This is a genomic window from Amaricoccus sp. (assembly GCF_036846665.1).
GTDB lineage: Bacteria > Pseudomonadota > Alphaproteobacteria > Rhodobacterales > Rhodobacteraceae > Amaricoccus.
In genome coordinates, this window is the sequence record NZ_DAIUBO010000055.1 from 1 (window position 1) to 19,547 (window position 19,547).

The following is a 19,547-nucleotide window of genomic DNA, read 5'->3' on the forward strand; positions in this document are numbered from 1 at the left end:
GGGCGGGGCGGGCGCTGCCCGGCGGTGCCCGCCGGGCGGGATGGTTGCGCTGGGCTCGCCCTGAGCTCGGGCGAAAGGTAGCGTTGCCAGACAGGTCGCTTCTGTGATCCCGGCCCGGCCCTTGACGAGGCGGCGCATTGGCGCTTGCCTGAGCGCCGACCCCGGCAGCGAGGAAGACCCGATGCCCTACGACTACGACGACCAGAACATCTTCGCGAAGATCCTGCGCGGCGAGATCCCGAACCGGACCGTGCTCGAGACCGAGCACACGTTGGCCTTCGAGGACATCCGCCCGCAGGCGCCGGTACATGTTCTGGTGATCCCCAAGGGGGCCTACGTCAATTTCGACCATTTCGGCGCCGAGGCGACGGAGGCCGAGATCGTCGACTTCACCCGCACCGTGGCGAAGATCTGCGCCGAGCGCGGCGTGGCGCCGGGCGGCGCCGGCGACGGCTACCGCCTGATCTCGAATTCCGGCGAATCCGGCGCCCAGGAGGTGCCGCACATGCATGTGCATATCCTAGGCGGGCGGGGGCTCGGGCGCATGCTCGCGCCGGCCTGAGCGAGCGCGCCCCCGAGCCGCCCCTGCACGCGAGCTTCAGCGGCTGCCGGGGCACGGCCGGGAACGGGGGCACCGGTGCGCGGCGCCCGGAGGCGGGCTCAGGCCGCCCTTCCGCGGGTCAGGGAGACGAAGACGTCCTCGAGGTCGGGCTCCTCGGTCGCCACGTCGCGGATGGCGATCCCCGCCCGGCGCAGGAGATCGAGCACGGTCTCGGCGCGGGTCTCGCTGCGACGATAGGAGAAGACCAACGCGCCGTCGCGGCGCAGCGCGACCTCGATGCCCAGGGGCACCTCCGGCAGAGCCGTCACAGCCTGCTCGGGGGTGATGACCAGCGACTTGGCGTCGAGCCGCGAGACCAGCGCGGCGGTGCGGTCGCGCGCGATCATCGCGCCGTGGTTGACGATGGCGACGCTGTCGCACATCGCCTCGGCCTCCTCGAGGTAATGGGTGGTCAGGATGACGGTGGTCCCCGCGTCGTTGAGCTCGCGCACATAGGCCCAGAGCATCTGGCGCAGCTCGATGTCGACGCCGGCGGTGGGCTCGTCGAGCACCAGCACCGGCGGGCCGTGCACCAGCGCCTTGGCGATCAGGAGCCGCCGCTTCATGCCCCCCGAGAGCGTGCGCGCATAGGATTCGGCCTTCTCCGCGAGGCCGACGCGGGCAAGGATCTCGTCGGTGCGGCGCTGGCGCTTCGGCACGCCGTAGAGCCCGGCCTGGACCTCGAGCGCGGCGCGCGGGGTGAAGAAGGGATCGACGTTCAGCTCCTGCGGCACCACGCCGATGGCGGCGCGGGACTGGCGCGGGTTGCGGTCCTGGTCGAAGCCCCAGATCCGCACACTGCCCGCGGTCTTCAGCGTCAGGCCGGCGAGGATGTTGATCAGCGTCGACTTGCCCGCGCCGTTCGGCCCGAGCAGGCCGAAGATCGAGCCCTCGGGCACGTCGAGGTCGATGCCGCCCAGCGCCTCCTTGGGCGGCGTGCCGCCCTGGCCGGCATAGACCTTGCGCAGGCCGCGGATCTCGATGGCATTCTCGCCCATGGGGCTCCCCGCGCCCGGGCCGGTGCTGCCGGGCATTGCCCCCCGGCTATCATGCGGGCTAATCAGAGGTCAAACCGCGCCAGGCCAAGGGAATCCCGTCATGCCGATTGCAGCCCCGGAGACGATCGAGACCACCAGCACGCGCATCGCCTGCGACGGCGGCGGACCCCTGGGCCATCCGCGGGTCTGGCTGGAGATCGACCCGAAGACCGGCTTCGTGGAATGCGGCTATTGCGATCGCAAATACGTGCTGAAGCCGGGCAGCGCCCCGGACCATTGAGGTGGGCGGCTTCGGCAGGGGGCACCACCTGCACCTGATCGACGGGTCGGGCTTCATCTTTCGCGCCTATCACGCGCTGCCGCCGCTCACGCGCAAGTCCGACGGCCTGCCGGTCGGGGCGGTGGCGGGCTTCTGCAACATGGTCTTCAAGCTGGTCGAGGAGGCCAAGGGCGACGACGCGCCGACCCATGTGGCGGTGATCTTCGACCATTCCGCCACGACCTTCCGCAACGCGATCTACCCCGCCTACAAGGCCCAGCGGCCGGAGCCGCCGGAGGATCTGCGCCCGCAGTTCGGGCTGATCCGCGACGCGACGCGCGCCTTCAACCTGCCCTGCATCGAGCTCGAGGGCTTCGAGGCCGACGACATCATCGCCACCTATGCGGCCCGGGCGGCGGCGGCCGGCGGGCGGGTGACCATCGTCTCGGCGGACAAGGACCTGATGCAGCTCGTCGCGCCCGGCATCGAGATGATCGACACGCTCAAGAACCGGGTGATCGGGCCGCAGGAGGTGGAGGAGAAATTCGGCGTGCCGCCGGAGAAGGTGGTCGACGTCCAGGCGCTGGCGGGCGATTCGGTCGACAACGTGCCCGGCGCGCCGGGGATCGGCATCAAGACCGCGGCGCTGCTGATCGGCGAATACGGCGATCTCGAGACGCTGCTCGCCCATGCCGGCGAGATCCGCCAGCCCAAGCGCCGCGCCGCCCTCGTCGAGAACGCCGAGCAGATCCGCATCTCGCGCGAGCTCGTCACGCTGCGGCGCGACGCGCCGGTGCCCGAGCCGCTGGAGGCGCTGGAGGTCCGGGAGCCGGACCCGAAGGTGTTGCTCGACTTCCTCGCCGGGATGGAGTTCCGCACCCTCTCGGCGCGGATCGCGGCCAGGCTCGGGGTCGAGGCGCCGGTCATCGCCCGGCCCGAGCCGCCGGCGGGGGGCGCCTCCGGCGGGGCATCGAGCCCCGCCGAAGGCGGCGCGGCGGGCGCCGCGCAGGCCGGGGACCCCCCGCCGCAGGGACCGGCCACGCCGGATCTGCCGCCGATCGACCGCAGCCGCTACGCGATCCTGCGCGAGGCCGCGGCGCTCGAGGCCTGGATCGCGCGCATCCGCGAGCGCGGCGCCGTGGCGGTGGATACCGAGACCACCTCGCTCGACGAGATGCGGGCGCGGCTCGTGGGAATCTCGCTCGCGACCGGGCCGGGGGAGGCCGCCTATATCCCGCTCGGCCATGCCGCCGGCGCGGGCGACCTCTTCGGCGCCGAGGCGCGGGCCGAGGGCCAGATGCCGCTGGAGGAGGCCCTGGCGCTGTTCAGGCCGGTGCTCGAGGATCCCTCGGTTCTGAAGATCGGCCAGAACGTCAAATACGACGCCAAGATCCTCGCCCGCCACGGGATCGCGCTCGCCCCGATCGACGACACGATGCTGATCTCCTACGCCCTGCACGCCGGGCTGCACGGCCATGGCATGGATTATCTCTCCGAGACCTATCTCGGCCATGCCTGCATCCCGATCAAGTCGCTGATCGGCAGCGGCAAGGCGGCGCGGACCTTCGACCGGGTGCCGGTGGAGGAGGCCGCGCCCTATGCCGCCGAGGATGCGGAGGTGACCTGGCGGCTCTGGCGGATGCTGAAGCCGCGGCTGCCCTTCGCGCGGGTCACCCGGGTCTACGAGACCCTGGAGCGGCCGCTGGTCCCTGTGCTGGCCGAGATGGAGATGGCCGGCATCCGGGTCGACCGGGCGCGGCTCTCGCGGCTCTCGGGGGATTTCGCCCAGAAGATGGCGGGGCTCGAGGCGGAGATCCACGGCCTGGCCGGGGGGAAGTTCAACGTCGGCTCCCCCAAGCAGCTCGGCGAGGTGCTTTTCGACCAGATGGGGCTCGAGGGCGGGCGCAAGGGCAAGACCGGGGCCTATGCCACCGGCGCGGACGTGCTCGAGGATCTCGCGGCCCGGGGCCACGAGCTGCCGGCCCGCGTGCTCGACTGGCGCCAGCTCTCGAAGCTCAAGTCGACCTATACCGACACGCTGCAGGAGGCGATCAATCCCGAGACCGGGCGGGTGCATACCTCCTATGTCATCTCGGGCGCCGCGACCGGGCGCCTCGCCTCCACCGACCCGAACCTGCAGAACATCCCCGTGCGCACCGAGGAGGGGCGGCGCATCCGCGAGGCCTTCGTGGCGGAGGCCGGCAACGTGCTCGTCAGCCTCGACTATTCCCAGATCGAGCTCCGCATCCTCGCCCATGTCGCCGACATTCCGGCGCTGAAGGCGGCCTTCGCCGAGGGCATCGACATCCACGCGCTGACCGCGTCGCAAATGTTCGGCGTGCCGATCGAGGGCATGGATCCGATGGTGCGCCGCCAGGCCAAGGCGATCAATTTCGGGGTGATCTACGGCATCTCGGCCTTCGGGCTCGCCAACAACCTGCGCATCCCGCGCGAGGAGGCGAAGAAGTTCATCGACACCTATTTCGAGCGCTTCCCCGGCATCCGCGAATACATGGACGCCACCGTCGCCTTCGCCAAGGAACACGGCCATGTGGAGACGCTCTTCGGGCGGCGCATCCATACCCCGGAGATCAACGCCAGGGGGCCGCATGCCGGCTTCGCCAGCCGGGCCGCGATCAACGCGCCGATCCAGGGCTCGGCGGCGGACATCATTCGCCGGGCGATGATCCGCGTGCCCGAGGCGATCCGCGGCCTGCCGGCGCGCATGCTGCTCCAGGTCCATGACGAGCTGCTCTTCGAGGTGGAGGAGGGCGCGGTCGAGGCGACCATCGCCGCGGTGCGCGGCGTCATGGAGCGCGCCGCCGCCCCGGCGGTGCATCTCGACGTGCCGCTGGTGGTCGATGCCGGTCAGGGGCCGAACTGGGCGGCAGCGCATTAGCCGCGGCCGATGGCCGCCGCGATGCGGCCTTGCACCAGAACTGCCAGCGGCCCGCACGGTCGACATTCATCTCGCCCGGGGGCCGGGCGACCGGACTGGGCAAGGCGCCACCGGCGCCTCGCCTTCTCGGCCCGGGGGAAGGTGGCGCGGACCGCGCGGGGCGCGGCGTTATCCCTGTCCCGGGAGTCGGCCTCAGGAACGGTCGTTCGGAAGGGACGCTGCCCTCACTCCGCCCATGCCTCCCGCACCCAGTCGCTCGGCAGCAGGAAATGCCGCAGGTAGCGCAGCGGCGGGTCCGGCCTTTCGGCGGAGAACAGCCCGCGCAGATGCTCGGCCCGGCTCATCGGCCGGTAATGCTTGCCCCAATGCCCGGCGATGGCATGGGGCGGCAGCAGGCCGCCCGGGAAGATCACCACCTTGGCGCCGGCGGGACGCTTCGGCGGCAGCAGGAAGTTCAGCGGAAAGGCCCGGGCGCAATCGAGGCGGAAATGCTTCACCCAGCCCGAGGGCCAGAAGCTCACGCCCCCTGGCGCCTCGCGCGTCACGAAGCGCTGCTCGAACTGATAGCTATCCGCCACCGCCTGCGGATCGGCCAGGAAGCGCTCCTGCAATGGCAGAAGCTTGCCCACCGGAAAGCGGAAGAGCGAGGTCTGGCCCAGGGCCTCGAAGGGCGTGTTGGGATTGCGCGCCAGGATCACGTCCTGCGGCGCGCCCTGCTCGAAGAAGCCGTCCATCGAACCGGTCACCACCAGGTCGAGATCCATGAAGAGCACCGGCCCCTCGAGCCGCCCGAGCCGCGCGCTCCAGAGCCGCGCCTTGGGCCAGATGCCCTTGGTCCCCTTGGGCATCTCGACCTCGAGCGGCGGCAGGTCCTCCACCTGCACCTCGGGGCGAAACCCCGCCGCGCTGTCGGTGAAGCAGGTGAAGGAGAAGGGCGGCGTGATGTTGCGCGCCACCCCGGCATAGAGCCGGTTCACGTAGGGCGCCCCGTAGCGCCTGCCCCAGTTGATGCAGATGACCTGCTTCATCCGCACCCCCCGCGCGCCGCCCTCAGAAATCGACCGCGATGCCCCTGCGCTCCCAGTCGCCGTAACGCACCGGCTCGGGCCCGTCGCGGCCGCCCAACTCCCCGGGCAGGTCGAGCGGCGGGCGGGCGGCGCGGCGCTTCTCCGCCTCCGCCAGCGCCCGCGCGGCGGCGGCTGCGATGCGGGCCTCTTTCTCGGCGCTCTCGTCGGGCATATTGTCTCCTCGGCCGGACGGCATCATATGGTCGGGGGGAAGGCCGCTGCAAGGGCGGAGGGGTGCATGAACTATTTCAGGACGATGCTGCTGCTGGCGGCGATGACGGCGCTCTTCATGGGCGTCGGCTGGCTGATCGGCGGCACCGGGGGCATGCTGATCGCGCTCCTCTTCGCGGTGGGCACCAATGCCTTCGCCTTCTGGAACTCCGACCGGCTGGCGCTGAGCATGCATCACGCCGAGCCGGTGACCCGGGCGAGCGCGCCCGATCTGCATGCCATGGTGAGCGAGCTCGCGGCCAACGCCGGACTGCCCATGCCGAAGATCTACCTCGTGCGCTCCGACCAGCCCAACGCCTTCGCCACCGGGCGCAACCCCGCGAACGGCGCGGTGGCGGTGACGACGGGCATCCTGCAGCTGCTCGACCGGGACGAGCTGCGCGGGGTGATCGCCCACGAGCTCGCGCATATCAGGAACCGCGATACCCTGACCATGACCGTGGCCGCGACGGTTGCCGGCGCGATCTCGATGCTGGCGCAGTTCGGCTTCTTCTTCGGCCACTCGAACAACGACCGCAACCCGCTCGGGCCGATCGGGGTGCTGCTCGCGGTGCTCTTCGCGCCGCTGGCGGCGATGCTGATCCAGATGACCATCAGCCGCACGCGGGAATATTCCGCCGACCGGCTCGGCGCGGAGATCAGCGGCGATCCGCTCGGCCTCGCCGGGGCGCTGCGCAAGATCTCCTCCTATGCCGGGCGGCTGGAGCTGCCGAGCGCCGAGCGCAATCCCGCCTCGGCCTCGATGTTCATCGTCAATCCCCTGACCGGGGCGCGCATGGACAATCTCTTCTCGACCCATCCCAATGTGGAGAACCGCATCCGCGCGCTCGAGGCCATGGCCGGCGGCATGGGGCCCGGCCCCGCGCTCCGCGAGAGCTCCATCCCCGTGACCGGGCGCCGCGGCGCCCGGCGTTGAGCGCGCCCGGCCTCGCCGAGCGGGGGGCGGCGGCGGCGCTGCTCTCCGGGGTCCTGGCGCGCGGGCGCAACCTCGCCGACCAGACCGCCGATCCCGGGGGACCGCTGGCGCGCCTCGCGCCGCCCGAGCGCGCGCGGGCCCAGGGGCTCGCGACCGGTACCCTGCGCCATCTCGGCCGGATCGACGCGCTGCTCGCGGGCTTCTTCCGCCGGCTGCCGCCCGCGCCGGTGCGCGACCAGCTGCGGGTGATGGTGGCCGACCTGATGCTCGCCGGCACCCCGCCCCATGCCGCGGTCGACAGCGCCGTGCGGCTGGTGCGCGCCCTGCCCCGGGGCCGGCAATTCGCCGGGCTCGCCAATGCGGTCGGGCGGCGCGTGGCCGAGGGCGGCACGGCACTCTGGGAAGCGACCCCCGAGGGCGACCCGCCCGGCTGGCTCGCCGAGGCGCTCGCGGCGGAATACGGGGAGGCGGCCGGCGCGGCGATCCTGCGCGCCCATCGCGCCGAGCCGCCCCTCGACCTGACCCTGAAGCCCGGCGAGGCGCCGGGGCCCTGGGCCGCGGCGCTGGGCGCCGAGATCCTGCCGACCGGCAGCCTGCGGCTGGCGCGGCCCGGCCAGGTCTCGCGGCTCGCCGGCTACGATACGGGCGCCTGGTGGGTCCAGGACGCCGCCGCCGCCCTGCCGGTGCGGCTCCTCGGCGAGCTGGCGGGGCGGGCGGCGCTCGATCTCTGCGCCGCGCCGGGCGGCAAGACGCTGCAACTGGCCGCGGCCGGGGCGCGGGTCACCGCGCTCGACCTCTCAGCCTTCCGCATGGCCCGGGTCGCGGAGAACCTGGCGCGCTGCGGCCTCGCCGCGGAGACGGTGGTCGCGGATGCCCGCGACTGGCACCCCGGGCGGCGCTTCGAGGCGGTGCTGGTCGATGCGCCCTGCTCGGCCACCGGCACGATCCGAAGGCACCCCGACCTGCCCTTCCTGCGCAAGCGGCGGGACCTGGGGCCGCTGCTGGCGCTGCAGGCCGCGCTCCTGGCGCGGGCCTGGGACTGGCTCGCGCCGGGCGGGCGGCTGGTCTTCTGCACCTGCTCGCTGCTGCCGGCGGAGGGCGAGGCGCAGCTCGCCGCCTTCCGTGCCGCGCATCCGGAGGCCGAGCCCGTCCCGCCCGCGCCCGGATCACCCGGGATCGCGCCCGAATGGATCGACGCGAAGGGAGGCCTGCGGCTCCGGCCCGACTTCTGGCCCGAGCGCGGCGGCATGGACGGCTTCTACGCCGCCTGCCTGCGAAAGCCCGCCATCGCGGCGTGACAAGTCCCCGCCGGGCGGCGATAAGGGCCGCCGACAAACCCAGCGAAAGCCGCGCCGCCCGCCCATGTCCCGAACCGCGCTGACCCTGCAGGCCCTGGGCGAACGCCTCGCGCAGCCGACGCGCGCCATGCGCAACCGGCTGATGGCGCATCGGGCGCGGCTCGGCACCCGGCCGCAGGTCGCCAAGACCCTGCCCGAGCCGGTGCTGGTCGGCGACGCCGATCTCGGCGAGGGGCTGATCGCCGGGCGCTGGGTGGCGCGTGGGCGGGTCACCGAGCTCGGCGCGGCCTCGATCTGGCAGGCGCGGCTCGCCGATCCCGTACTCGAGGCCGAGCGCCAGGGCTGCCTCTGGCTCGACGACCTCGCGGCGCTGGGCCGGCGCGCGGCACGCGAAAGGGCCCAGTCCTGGGTCCAGGACTGGATCCGCCGCTTCGGCACCGGCGGCGGCCCGGGCTGGACGCCCGAGATCGCCGGCCGCCGCACCAAGCGCTGGACCTCCCATTGCGCCTTCCTGACCGAGGGGCTGGACCGGGCCGCGGCCGACCGCTTCTGGTTCGCGCTCGCCGCCCAGCAACGCTACCTCGCCCATACCTGGGGCGACGCCGAGGAGGGCCTGCCGCGGCTGCGCGCGCTGGCGGGGCTGGTCTGGTCGGGCGTCGCCCTGCCCAATTCCGGCCACCGGCTGGCGATGGTCGAGCTCGGCCTGCTCGCCGAGGCGCTCGTCGACATGGAGGGCGCGACGCCCAGCCGCTCCCCGGAGGATCTCGCGGAGGTGCTGATCCTCCTGATCTGGACGGCGCGGCTCCTGGAGAACGCCGGCCAGCACGCGGCGCCGGCGCATCTCGCCGCCATCGTGCGCGGGGTGCCGATCCTGCGGCTCCAGCGCATGGGCGACGGCAGCCTCGCGCGCTTCCACGGCGGGGGGCCCGGCTCGGCGGACCGGATCGACCAGGCGCTGGCGGAGCTGCGCACCGGCGTGCAGGTCCGCCCGAAGCTGCCCATGGGCTATGCCCGCCTCGCCTGCGGCCGGGCGATCGTGCAGATGGACGGCGCCGCGCCGCCGGGCGAGTCCCATGCCCTCACCGCCCATGCCAGCGCGCTCGCCTTCGAGATGAGCCTCGGCCGCCAGGCGGTGGTGGTCAACGCCGGGCCGGGCCGGGGCTTCGGCGCGCCGGCGGCGATCGCGGCGCGGCAGACGGCGGCGCATTCCACCGTCGAGATCGGCGGCGCCTCCTCGGCGCGGATCGAGACGCGCGGGCTCGCCGCCCGTACCTTGGGCGCGCGGCTGGAGGCGGGCCCCTCGCTCGTCTCGGTGCGCCAGGCCCAGGACGCCACCGGCCAGTGGCTGCTCGCCACCCACGACGGCTATGCGGCGAGCCACGGCATGCTGCACGAGCGCCGGCTCTTTCTCGACGCCCGCGGCCACGAGCTGCGCGGCGAGGACATCCTCTCCGTGCCCGACGCGCGGGCGCGCGCGCTTTTCGACCGGATGGCGAAGGGCGGCAAGCTCGGCTTCGCCGCGCGCTTCCACCTGCATCCCGCGGTCGAGGCCGAGTTCGACGCCGCGCGCGACCTCGTCGCCCTGACCCTGCCGAGCGGCGAGGTCTGGACCTTCCGCGCCGCCGGCGGCGCGCTCGCCCTCGATCCCGCGCTCTATCTCGACCCCTCCCAACCCGCGCCGGGGCAGAGCCGCCAGCTGGTTGTCCGCGCCGAGGTCGTCGATTATCTCGGCCAGGTCATCTGGTCCTTCAACCGCGTCGCCGAGGCGCCCGCCGCGGCCTGATCCCCGCCGCAGACGAGGAGAACCCCTCCCATCATGTCCCCCGATCTCGTCCCGGTCCGGACCGCGCTCGTTTCCGTCTCCGACAAGACCGGCCTCGCCGATCTCGCCCGCGCGCTGGTCGCGCGCGGCATCGCGCTCCTCTCCACCGGCGGCACCGCGGCGGCCCTGCGCGCCGCGGATCTGCCGGTGCGCGACGTGGCCGAGCTCACCGCCTTCCCCGAGATGCTCGACGGGCGGGTGAAGACCCTGCACCCGATGGTGCATGGCGGGCTGCTCGCGCTGCGCGACGAACCCTCGCACCGGGCGGCGCTCGACGCCCACGGCATCGGCGAGATCGACCTGCTCGTGGTCAATCTCTACCCCTTCGAGGCCACGGTCGCTTCCGGGGCCGGATACGACGACTGCGTCGAGAACATCGACATCGGCGGCCCGGCGATGCTGCGCGCCGCCGCCAAGAACCACTGCTTCGTCGCCGCCGTGACGGATGTGGAGGATTACCCCGCCCTGCTCGCCGAGCTCGAGGCGACCGGCGGCGCCACCCGCGCCGCCTTCCGCCAGGTGCTGGCCCAGACCGCCTTCGGCCGCACCGCCGCCTATGACGCGGCGGTCTCGGGCTGGCTCGCCGGGGCGCTCGGGATGCCGGCGCCGCGCCGCCGGGTGCTGGCCGGCCGGCTCGGCGAGATCCTGCGCTACGGCGAGAACCCGCATCAGGGGGCGGCCTTCTACCGCGACGGCAGCGCCCGGCCCGGCGTGGCGACGGCGCGCCAGCTCCAGGGCAAGGCGCTCTCCTACAACAACATCAACGACACCGATGCGGCCTTCGAGCTCGTGGCGGAATTCGCGCCCGAGGCGGGGCCGGCCTGCGTGATCGTCAAGCATGCCAATCCCTGCGGCGTGGCGCGCGGCGCGACCGCGCTCGCGGCCTATCGCGCCGCCTACGATTGCGACCGGACCTCGGCCTTCGGCGGCATCGTCGCGCTGAATTGCGCCCTCGATGCCGAGACCGCCGAGGAGATCGCCGGCATCTTCACCGAGGTGGTCATCGCCCCGGAGGTCAGCGAGGCGGCCGCGGCGATCTTCGCCGCCAGGAAGAACCTGCGGCTGCTGGTGGCCGGCGGCCTGCCCGAGGCCGGCGCCCCGGGCCTCGCCTGGCGCCAGGTCGCCGGCGGCCTGCTGGTGCAGGACCGCGACGCCGGCCGGATCGGCCGCGAGGCGCTGCGGGTGGTGACCCGTCGCGCCCCGGAGGGCCGCGAGCTCGAGGATCTGCTCTTCGCCTGGACGGTGGCCAAGCACGTCAAGTCCAACGCCATCGTCTATGCCCGCGACGGGGCGACCGTCGGCATCGGCGCCGGCCAGATGAGCCGGGTCGATTCCACGCGCATCGCCGCGCGCAAGGCCGGCGACATGGCGACGGTGCTGGGGCTGGCCGAGCCGCCGACCCGCGGCGCGGTGGTGGCCTCGGACGCCTTCTTCCCCTTCGCCGACGGATTGCTCGCCGCCGCCGAGGCCGGCGCGACGGCGGTGATCCAGCCCGGCGGATCGGTCCGCGACGACGAGGTGATCGCCGCCGCGGACGAGGCCGGCCTCGCCATGGTCTTCACCGGCATGCGGCATTTCCGCCACTGAACGCGCCCGCGGCTTGCGCGCCCTACACGCGGCGCTCGAACAGCGCGCAATACCGCCACAGTCCCGCCCGTGCGCCAGCACGGGCAGCGCCCGCCCGCCCCATGGCGGGCGCTTCGCGCCCACCCGGGCGCGTGCCGCCCATGCTTCATTGCCTGCTCTACCAACGGCCCTCCGCCGGACCCCTGTTGTCCCATGGCTGCGCCCCGGCAAAAGGCCGCACCCCGCGCGCCGGCCAGTTCGACGCCGTTAACACTTTTCTCCATACAAAACAACATGTTGCAATCTGTCCCCATGGGGACGCCCCTTCCGGCGCCCGAATCCGCCCGCGCGGCGGCCCGGCTCCGACTTCGGGATTCCGCTCGGCCTGCGCATGCGCTAGGGTCCGGCCAACCCGACGGAGCGACCAGACATGCCCCGCAGCAACCTCGCCCGGGCCGCCATCGTCGCGGCCATCGTCTTCCTGATCGACCGCGCCTCGAAGATCTTCGTCGTGGAGATGCTGGACCTGCGCCACCGGCTGGCGATCCCGGTCTTCGATCCCTGGCTCAACCTGACCATGGCCTGGAACCGCGGCGTCAATTTCGGCCTCTTCGACATGGGCGACGCCGGGCGCTGGTTCCTGGTGGGCCTCGCGCTCGCGATCGTCGCCGGCCTCGCGCTCTGGGTGCGGCGCAGCCAGGGCTGGGCGGCGGCGATCGGGGTCGGCGCGATCATCGGCGGCGCGCTCGGCAATGTCTGGGACCGGCTGCAATACGGCGCCGTCGCGGATTACCTGAACATGAGCTGCTGCGGCCTCCGCAACCCCTATGCCTTCAACGTCGCCGATGCGGCGATCTTCGGCGGGGTGGCGGTGCTGCTGCTCTTCGCCCGCAGCCCGGACCGCGACAAGGCGCCGGAGCCGCGCAACAGGACGTGACGCGCCGATCCGAGTGCGCTAGAGACGGTGCCTGTCGACGGGGATCACCATGGCCGGACCGGCAAGCGAAAAATTCTTCGGAGCCTCGCTGCTCCTGGCCGGCGCCGTCGCGCTGGCGGGATGCAGCGGCGGGCTCGCCGGCGCCCTGCGCTCCTCCGGCGTTGGGGACACGCCGGACGAGTTCCTGGTCCTGCCCACCAAGCCGCTCGAAATGCCGCAGAACCTCGCCGCCCTGCCGGTGCCGACGCCGGGCACCGCCAATCTGGTCGACTACCACCCCGGCCCCGAGGCCGTGGCGGGGCTGACCGGCCGGGCGGGTCCGGCCGGAGTGGCGAGCGGCAACGCCCTCGTCGCCCGCGCCGGGGGCGCCGATCCGCAGATCCGCACGGCCCTCGCGGCCGAGGACGTCGAATACCGGCGGACCCATCGCGGCCTGCTGCTCGAGCGCTGGTTCGCCAGGGACCAGGACGCGCTGATCTACAAGGACATGACCCTCGACGCCGGCGCCGAGTTCCAGCGCCTGCGCGCCCGGGGCTACCAGGTGCCCTCGCCGCCGCCTTCCCTCGTGAGCGAGTGACGATCACGCCTGCGTGGCCTCCGGTTGATCTTGGTGGCGCCGGCGATACTCTGCGCATCGCAGTCACGCCGGGAACAGCCGCCATGCGCCTTGCCATCGCCTTGCTTCTCGCCGCCGCGGGGTCCGCGGCGCGGGCCGCCGACGGCGACATCCAGAGCTTCACTCTGCCGAACGGCCTGCAGGGCGTGGTGATCGAGGATCACCGCGCCCCGGTCGTCACCCAGATGGTGTGGTACCGCGTCGGCTCCGCCGACGAGACGCCGGGCGAATCCGGGCTGGCGCATTTCCTCGAGCATCTGATGTTCAAGGCGACCGACGAGCTCGCGGACGGCGAGTTCAGCAAGATCGTCGCAGCCAACGGCGGCGACGACAACGCCTTCACCTCCACCGATTACACCGCCTATTTCCAGCGCATCGCCGCCGACCGGCTGGATCTGGTGATGGGCATGGAGGCCGACCGCATGACCGACCTCGATCCGGGCGCGGAGGCGGTGCTCTCCGAGCGCGACGTGGTGATGGAGGAGCGCCGGCAGGTGGTCGAGAACGATCCCGGCGGGCTCTTCGCCGAGGAGCGCCGCGCCGCGCTCTACTACAACCATCCCTACGGGCGGCCGGTGATCGGCTGGATGCACGAGATGGAGCAGTTCGACGAGGAGAAGGCGATGGCCTTCTACCGGGCGCATTACGCGCCGAACAACGCCATCCTCGTGGTCGCGGGCGACGTGGAGGCCGCCGAGGTCGAGCGGCTGGCGCGCGAACATTTCGGCCCGATCCCGGCCTCGGACGCCATCGGCCCGCGCATCCGCCCGCAGGAGCCGCCGCATCGCGCGGCGCGGCGGCTGGAATTCCGCGACCCCCGCGTCCGCCAGCCCTATGTCACCCGCAGCTGGTTCGCGCCGCAGCGCAGGCCCGGCGACCAGCGCGAGGCGGCGGCGCTCTACGTGCTGGCCGAGCTGCTCGGCGGCCCCGGGATCACCTCGGTGATGGCGCAGGAGCTGCAGCTCGCCGAAGGCGTCGCGATCGACGCCGGCGCCTCCTACGCCGATACCGGCGTCGATCCGCAGAGCTTCAACGTCTACGTGGTCCCGAAGCCGGACGTGAGCCTCGCCGAGGCCGAGGAACGGCTCGACGCCCTGCTGGCGCGCTTCGTCGCCGAGGGCCCCGACCCGCAGCAGCTGGAGCGGATCAAGACCCGCATCCGCGCCGACCGGATCTTCGACCGCGACAACCTGCAGTACCGCGCCCGCCAGGTCGGCAGCGAGCTCGCGACCGGGCTCACGCTCGAGGATGTCGAGGCCTGGCCGGACCTGCTCCAGGCGGTCACCCCCGAGGAGGTCCGGGCGGCCGCGCAGGCGGTCTTCCGGCCGGAGAACGCGGTGACGAGCCTGATGATGGCGCCCGAGACGGTGGAGGTCGTCGGCCAATGACCCGCATCCTGCACGCCCTCGCGGCGGCGTTCCTCTTGGCGCTGGCGGCGACGCTGCCGGCGCGGGCGGCCATCGACATCGTTCCCGTCACCTCGCCGGGCGGCATCACCGCCTGGCTCTACGAGGACCACACCATCCCGATGGTCTCGCTCGAAGCGAGCTTCCGCGGCGGATCCGCGCTCGATCCGGAAGGTCAGGCGGGCGCGGTCAACCTGATGACCGCGCTCCTGGAAGAAGGTTCGGGCGATCTCGACGCCACCGCCTTCGCCCAGGCCCGCGACGACCTCGCGGCGGGCTTCAGCTTCGACGCCGGCCGCGACGAGGTCGCGGTCTCGGCGCGGATGCTGTCGGAGAATCTCGACGCCTCCGTCGATCTCCTGCGCGCGGCACTTGTCGAGCCCCGCTTCGATGCGGAGGCCGTGGCGCGGGTGCGTGGCCAGGTCGCCTCGATCCTGCGCAGCGACGAGACCGACCCGGACGCCATCGCCTCCCGCGCCTTCTATGCCGAGGCCTTCCCGGGCCATCCCTACGCCCTGCCGCCGGACGGCACGCTCGCCACCGTGGCCGATCTCGATGCCGAGGCCGTGCGGGCGGCGCATCGCGCGGCGCTGGCGAAGGACCGGCTGATGATCGCCGTGGTCGGTGACATCGACGCCGAGCGGCTCGGCCCGTTGCTCGACCGGCTCTTCGGCGACCTGCCCGAGACCGGCGCCCCGCTGCCGGAAGTGGCCGAGCCGGCCACGGCGGGAACGCTCAGCGTCATCGACCTCGGCATCCCTCAGTCGGTCGTGGTCTTCGGCCATGCGGGCATCCCGCGGGACGATCCCGACTTCATTCCCGCCTTCGTGATGGATCACATCCTCGGCGGCGGCGGCTTCGGCTCGCGCCTCACCGAGGAGGTGCGCGAGAAGCGCGGGCTGACCTACGGCATCTACACCTATCTCGCGCCGGGCGATTTCGGCGCGCTCTACATGGGCCGCTTCTCCAGCGCCAACGGCCGGGTCGCCGAGGCGCTCGGCATCCTGCGCGAGGAATGGGCGCTCATGGCCGAGGAGGGCGTCACCGAGGCGGAGCTCGAGGACGCCAAGCGCTACCTGACCGGCGCCTATCCGCTGCGCTTCGACGGCAACGAGCGCATCGCCGGCCAGCTGCTCGGCCTGCAGACCGCGGGCCTCGACATCGACTATGTCAACGAGCGCAACGATCTGGTCGAGGCGGTCACGCGCGAGGACATCGCCCGCGTCGCGCGCCGGATCCTCGACCCCGAGCACCTGACCTTCGTGGTGGTCGGGCGGCCGGAGGGCGTGCAGGCCACGAATTAACCGTGGCGGGCCGGCCTGCGGCCGTGCTACAAATTGGGGCATGAACGTCGCGTGCCCCAACATAGAGCGTAAACCGCCGGCAATACGCCAGCTCGACGCCGCCGCCGCCAACCGGATCGCGGCGGGCGAGGTGGTCGAGCGGCCGGCCTCCGCGATCAAGGAGCTGGTCGAGAATGCGCTCGACGCCGGGGCGCGGCGGATCGACATCGCCTATGCCGACGGCGGCAAGCGCCTGATCCGCGTCACCGACGACGGTCACGGCATTCCGGCCGAGGAACTCTCCCTGGCGCTCTCCCGCCACGCGACCTCCAAGATTGACGGCACGGATCTGACCCATATCCTCACCTTCGGCTTCCGCGGCGAGGCGCTGCCTTCGCTCGGCGCGGTCGGCGGGCTCACGATCACCTCGCGCGCCGCGGGCTCCGCGGGCGCCGCCACGGTCAGCGTGCGCGGCGACGACCCCTCGCCGGTGCGCCCCGCGGCCCTGGCCGGGGGCACCCGCGTCGAGCTGGAGGGGCTCTTCTCCGCCACCCCGGCGCGGCTGAAGTTCCTGCGCAGCGATCGCGCCGAGGCGCAGGCGATCGGCGAGGTCACCCGGCGCCTGGCAATGGCCGCGCCCTGGGTCGGCTTCAGGCTCGACGACGTCTCCGACCCTGGGCGGCCGCGCACGATCCTCGACCTCGCGCCCGAGACCGGCGATCTCTTCGGGGCGCTGCGCGGCCGGCTGCGGGCAATCCTCGGCCCGGATTTCGTCGCGAACGCGGTCCCCGTGGATGCTCTGCGCGACGGGGCGCGGCTGTCGGGGATGGCGGCGCTTCCGACCTTCTCGCGCGGCGCGGCGGTGTCGCAGCATCTCTTCGTCAACGGCCGGCCGGTGCGCGACCGGCTGCTGCTCGGCGCGCTGCGCGCGGCCTATGCGGACCTGCTCCCGCGCGACCGGCATCCCGCGGCCGCGCTCTTCCTCGATTGCCCGCCGGAGCTGGTGGACGTGAACGTGCATCCCGCGAAGGCCGAGGTGCGGTTCCGCGATCCCGGCCTGATCCGCGGCCTCCTGCTCGGGGCGCTGCGCGCGGCGCTGGCCGAGGCCGGCCATCGCGGGGCGAGCACGACCGCCCGGGGCATGCTCGGCGCCTTCCGGCCGCAGGCGCCCGCCGACCCGGGCCGGCCGCCGGCCTGGAGCCCGCCGCGGGCTGGGTGGGGCGGCTTCGCCGAGGACATGCTCGGCGCGGAGGGCTGGTCGGCGCGGGTGGAGACACCCGCGAGCCCCGAGGAGGGCGCATCCGCGCCCGAGGAGGGGCTCCCCCCCGCCGACCTGCCGCTGGGCGTGGCGCGGGCGCAGCTCCACGAGACCTATGTGATCGCCCAGACCGCCGACGGCATGGTCATCGTCGACCAGCACGCGGCCCACGAGCGGCTGGTCTACGAGCGGCTCAAGGTGCAGGCGCTGGCCAAGGGGCCGCCGTCGAGCCAGATCCTGCTCATCCCCGAGATCGTCGAGCTCGACGCGGCGGCCTGCGCGCGGCTGCTCGAAGCCGCGGAGGATCTCGCCGGGCTGGGGCTGGTCTACGAGAGCTTCGGCGGATCGGCGCTCTGCCTGCGCGAGACGCCCGCGATCCTCGGCGAGGTGGACGGTCGGCGCCTGCTCGCGGATGTGGCCGATGCGCTCAGCGAGGAGGAGGAGGGCGGGCTCAGGGCGCGGCTCGACGCCGTGCTCAGCCGCATGGCCTGCCACGGCTCGGTGCGCGCGGGGCGGCGGATGACCGTGGCGGAAATGAACGCGCTCCTGCGCGACATGGAGGCGACGCCCTTCTCGGGCCAGTGCAACCACGGCCGCCCGACCTGGATCGAGCTCAAGCGGGCGGACATCGAGCGGCTGTTCGGCCGGCGATGATCGACGCCGCCGGCCTTTCGGCCCTGCTCGACGATCCGCTGGTCCGGGCGGCCTCCGGCCTCGCGGTGGCCTGGCTGCTCTGGCGGCTCTGGCGCGCGGGCCGCGGCCCGGCGCCGCTCGCGCGCCATCTGGCCGATCTCGACGGCGCCGTGCGGGCGCTCAACGACGGGCAGAACCAGCTGCACGGCGGCATCGTCCATGTGGCCGAGGCGCAGGCCGCCGCCCAGGCGCGCATGGCCGAGACGATGGAGCGGCGGCTGGCCGAGGTCGGCCGCCTGCTCGGCGACAGCCTCGGGCAGAGCGCGCAGCGCACGGCGCGATCGCTGGGCGACCTCCAGGCGCGGCTCGAGACGATCGATCGCGCCCAGGCCAATATCACCAAGCTCTCGGGCGACGTGCTGGGGCTCCAGGACATCCTGTCCAACAAGCAGACCCGCGGCGCCTTCGGCGAGATCCAGCTGCGCGAGATCGTCACGAGGGCGCTGCCGCCCGACGCCGCCACCTTCCAGGCCACGCTCTCGAACGGCTGCCGGGCGGATTGCCTGATCCATCTGCCGCATCCGCCCGGGCCGATCGCGGTCGATGCGAAATTCCCGCTCGAGGCCTACGAGGCGCTGGTCGCCGCCACGAGCCCGGCCGCGAAGGCCGAGGCGCAGCGCCGCATGCGCGGGGCGATGCGCAGCCATCTCCGCGCCATCGCCGGGAAATACATCCTCGAGGGCGAGACGGCGGAGGGCGCGCTGCTGTTCCTGCCCTCCGAGGCGGTCTATGCGGAACTCCACGCCAGTTTCGGCGAGCTGGTGCGCGAGGGCTTCGACCTGCGGGTCTGGATCGTCTCGCCCACGACCTGCATGGCGGTGCTGCACACCCTGCGGGCGGTGCTCAAGGACGCGCGGCTCCGGGCCGAGGCCGACGCCATCCGGCGCGAGCTGGGGTTGCTGCACCGCGACATCGAGCGCCTCGGCGGGCGGGTGGCGAGCCTCGAGCGGCATTTCGACCAGGCGCGCCGCGACGTGGAGGAGATCCGGATCTCCACCGACCGGGCGCAGCGGCGCGCCCGCCGGCTCGAATCGGTCGACTTCCGCGGCGAGACCGATCCTGATACCCTGCCGATGGCGGAAGCCGCCGGGGCGCCGCCCCGGAGCTAGGCGGCGGCACCTGTTGCCTCCCGGTCACGCTGCGGTGCAACATGACCGCGGCGGATCCGGGGCGATGGATCTCCCTCCGCCCGGCATGGCAGCCTGACGGCACCGGGGGACAGGGAACAGTATCGGGGACAGGGCAGGGGCGCAGATGGCACAGCTCGCACTCGGCGATTATCCGGACCGCTACCGTCTGGCGAACGAACTGCATGCCCGGCCCTTTCCGGTGCTGGAGCCGCCGACGCGGGCCGTCCTTCTCGCGATCAAGGAGCCCGAAGCCGCGGCCGACCGCGACCGCGCGGCGGATCTCGAGCATCTGACCGCGCTGCTCGACCGCTTCGGCGCGCCGCATCCGGCGCCGGGCGCGAACCATTATTCCGGGGCGCTGGGGCGTGCCTTCCTGAAATGGGAGATGCATACCGAATTCGTCACCTACACGCTCTTCTCCGGGCAGATGGGCGCCGAGCCCTTTTCCGACGAGATCTTCAAGCTCTTCCCGCAGGACTGGCTGGCGGCGGCGCCCGGCAAGCTCGTGACCTTCTGCATCCTCTGGATCCAGCCGGCACCGCCCGAGGTGATGGAGGTGATGGTCGA

General features: G+C 73.0%; 17 protein-coding genes. 14 read left to right on the forward strand and 3 right to left on the reverse strand.

What is annotated here, in order from left to right:
• The first annotated feature begins 181 nt into the window (after positions 1-181).
• Entirely contained in the window at positions 182-562 is a 381-nt protein-coding gene (locus tag V7050_RS07425; RefSeq protein ID WP_324370552.1) for a histidine triad nucleotide-binding protein, read from the forward strand.
• Between the two features lie 98 nt (positions 563-660).
• Here the strand turns inward: V7050_RS07425 and V7050_RS07430 are convergent, their stop codons facing one another.
• A complete protein-coding gene (locus V7050_RS07430; RefSeq protein ID WP_324370554.1) occupies positions 661-1,599 on the reverse strand; it encodes an ABC transporter ATP-binding protein in 939 nt (312 codons plus the stop codon).
• A gap of 100 nt (positions 1,600-1,699) precedes the next feature.
• On the opposite strand from V7050_RS07430, the gene V7050_RS07435 reads away from it, so the two are divergent.
• Together V7050_RS07435 and polA are read left to right on the forward strand one after the other, a co-directional pair.
• Positions 1,700-1,879, forward strand: a complete 180-nt coding sequence (locus tag V7050_RS07435; protein WP_324370556.1) for a zinc-finger domain-containing protein — start codon at positions 1,700-1,702, stop codon at positions 1,877-1,879.
• 1 nt (position 1,880) lies between these two features.
• Entirely contained in the window at positions 1,881-4,757 is a 2,877-nt protein-coding gene (gene polA, locus V7050_RS07440) for a DNA polymerase I (RefSeq protein ID WP_324373646.1), read from the forward strand.
• A gap of 224 nt (positions 4,758-4,981) precedes the next feature.
• Here polA and V7050_RS07445 read toward each other — a convergent pair whose 3' ends face one another.
• Positions 4,982-5,785, reverse strand: a complete 804-nt coding sequence (locus tag V7050_RS07445; RefSeq protein ID WP_324370270.1) for a glycosyl transferase — start codon at positions 5,783-5,785, stop codon at positions 4,982-4,984.
• A gap of 22 nt (positions 5,786-5,807) precedes the next feature.
• Entirely contained in the window at positions 5,808-5,996 is a 189-nt protein-coding gene (locus V7050_RS07450; protein ID WP_324370272.1) for a DUF1674 domain-containing protein, read from the reverse strand.
• Positions 5,997-6,062: 66 nt separating this feature from the next.
• Between V7050_RS07450 and htpX the strand changes: the two genes are divergently transcribed.
• The 11 genes from htpX to V7050_RS07505 form a co-directional block, all read left to right on the forward strand.
• Positions 6,063-6,971: a zinc metalloprotease HtpX gene (gene htpX, locus V7050_RS07455; protein ID WP_324370274.1), complete on the forward strand. Its 909-nt coding sequence runs from the start codon at positions 6,063-6,065 to the stop codon at positions 6,969-6,971.
• A complete protein-coding gene (locus tag V7050_RS07460) occupies positions 6,968-8,269 on the forward strand; it encodes an RsmB/NOP family class I SAM-dependent RNA methyltransferase (RefSeq protein WP_324373647.1) in 1,302 nt (433 codons plus the stop codon). Before htpX ends, V7050_RS07460 begins: the two co-directional genes overlap by 4 nt.
• A gap of 64 nt (positions 8,270-8,333) precedes the next feature.
• A complete protein-coding gene (locus tag V7050_RS07465; protein WP_324366183.1) occupies positions 8,334-10,052 on the forward strand; it encodes a heparinase II/III family protein in 1,719 nt (572 codons plus the stop codon).
• 33 nt (positions 10,053-10,085) lie between these two features.
• Positions 10,086-11,678 carry a bifunctional phosphoribosylaminoimidazolecarboxamide formyltransferase/IMP cyclohydrolase gene (gene purH / locus V7050_RS07470; RefSeq protein WP_324366185.1) on the forward strand — a complete coding sequence of 531 codons (1,593 nt, stop codon included), beginning with the start codon at positions 10,086-10,088 and terminating at the stop codon, positions 11,676-11,678.
• A gap of 409 nt (positions 11,679-12,087) precedes the next feature.
• Positions 12,088-12,594 carry a signal peptidase II gene (lspA, locus tag V7050_RS07475; RefSeq protein ID WP_324366187.1) on the forward strand — a complete coding sequence of 169 codons (507 nt, stop codon included), beginning with the start codon at positions 12,088-12,090 and terminating at the stop codon, positions 12,592-12,594.
• Between the two features lie 49 nt (positions 12,595-12,643).
• Positions 12,644-13,171: a DUF3035 domain-containing protein gene (locus tag V7050_RS07480; protein WP_324366189.1), complete on the forward strand. Its 528-nt coding sequence runs from the start codon at positions 12,644-12,646 to the stop codon at positions 13,169-13,171.
• 83 nt (positions 13,172-13,254) lie between these two features.
• Complete coding sequence (locus tag V7050_RS07485) at positions 13,255-14,598, forward strand: M16 family metallopeptidase (protein WP_324366191.1); 1,344 nt, start codon at positions 13,255-13,257, stop codon at positions 14,596-14,598.
• Between the two features lie 5 nt (positions 14,599-14,603).
• Positions 14,604-15,920 (forward strand): M16 family metallopeptidase, encoded by a 1,317-nt coding sequence (locus tag V7050_RS07490; protein ID WP_324366218.1) that lies wholly within the window; start codon positions 14,604-14,606, stop codon positions 15,918-15,920.
• A gap of 40 nt (positions 15,921-15,960) precedes the next feature.
• The gene (mutL, locus tag V7050_RS07495) at positions 15,961-17,811 is read left to right on the forward strand and encodes a DNA mismatch repair endonuclease MutL (protein ID WP_324366193.1); all 1,851 of its coding nucleotides are present in this window, start codon (positions 15,961-15,963) and stop codon (positions 17,809-17,811) included.
• On the forward strand, positions 17,808-18,959 hold the full coding sequence (locus V7050_RS07500) for a DNA recombination protein RmuC (protein WP_324366195.1): 1,152 nt from the start codon (positions 17,808-17,810) through the stop codon (positions 18,957-18,959). The genes mutL and V7050_RS07500 overlap by 4 nt, the downstream gene beginning before the upstream one ends.
• 145 nt (positions 18,960-19,104) lie before the next feature.
• Positions 19,105-19,547: DUF3422 family protein (locus V7050_RS07505; protein ID WP_324410428.1), on the forward strand; the 443-nt coding region annotated here is incomplete at its 3' end.

Bases quoted from the DNA above. Each gene is read 5' to 3' on its own strand.
- V7050_RS07425 (WP_324370552.1), top strand. From the start codon at position 182: ATGCCCTACGACTACGACGACCAGAACATCTTCGCGAAGATCCTGCGC.
- V7050_RS07430 (WP_324370554.1), bottom strand. From the start codon at position 1,599: ATGGGCGAGAATGCCATCGAGATCCGCGGCCTGCGCAAGGTCTATGCC.
- V7050_RS07435 (WP_324370556.1), top strand. From the start codon at position 1,700: ATGCCGATTGCAGCCCCGGAGACGATCGAGACCACCAGCACGCGCATC.
- V7050_RS07445 (WP_324370270.1), bottom strand. From the start codon at position 5,785: ATGAAGCAGGTCATCTGCATCAACTGGGGCAGGCGCTACGGGGCGCCC.
- V7050_RS07450 (WP_324370272.1), bottom strand. From the start codon at position 5,996: ATGCCCGACGAGAGCGCCGAGAAAGAGGCCCGCATCGCAGCCGCCGCC.
- htpX (WP_324370274.1), top strand. From the start codon at position 6,063: ATGAACTATTTCAGGACGATGCTGCTGCTGGCGGCGATGACGGCGCTC.
- V7050_RS07465 (WP_324366183.1), top strand. From the start codon at position 8,334: ATGTCCCGAACCGCGCTGACCCTGCAGGCCCTGGGCGAACGCCTCGCG.
- purH (WP_324366185.1), top strand. From the start codon at position 10,086: ATGTCCCCCGATCTCGTCCCGGTCCGGACCGCGCTCGTTTCCGTCTCC.
- lspA (WP_324366187.1), top strand. From the start codon at position 12,088: ATGCCCCGCAGCAACCTCGCCCGGGCCGCCATCGTCGCGGCCATCGTC.
- V7050_RS07480 (WP_324366189.1), top strand. From the start codon at position 12,644: ATGGCCGGACCGGCAAGCGAAAAATTCTTCGGAGCCTCGCTGCTCCTG.
- V7050_RS07485 (WP_324366191.1), top strand. From the start codon at position 13,255: ATGCGCCTTGCCATCGCCTTGCTTCTCGCCGCCGCGGGGTCCGCGGCG.
- mutL (WP_324366193.1), top strand. From the start codon at position 15,961: ATGAACGTCGCGTGCCCCAACATAGAGCGTAAACCGCCGGCAATACGC.
- V7050_RS07500 (WP_324366195.1), top strand. From the start codon at position 17,808: ATGATCGACGCCGCCGGCCTTTCGGCCCTGCTCGACGATCCGCTGGTC.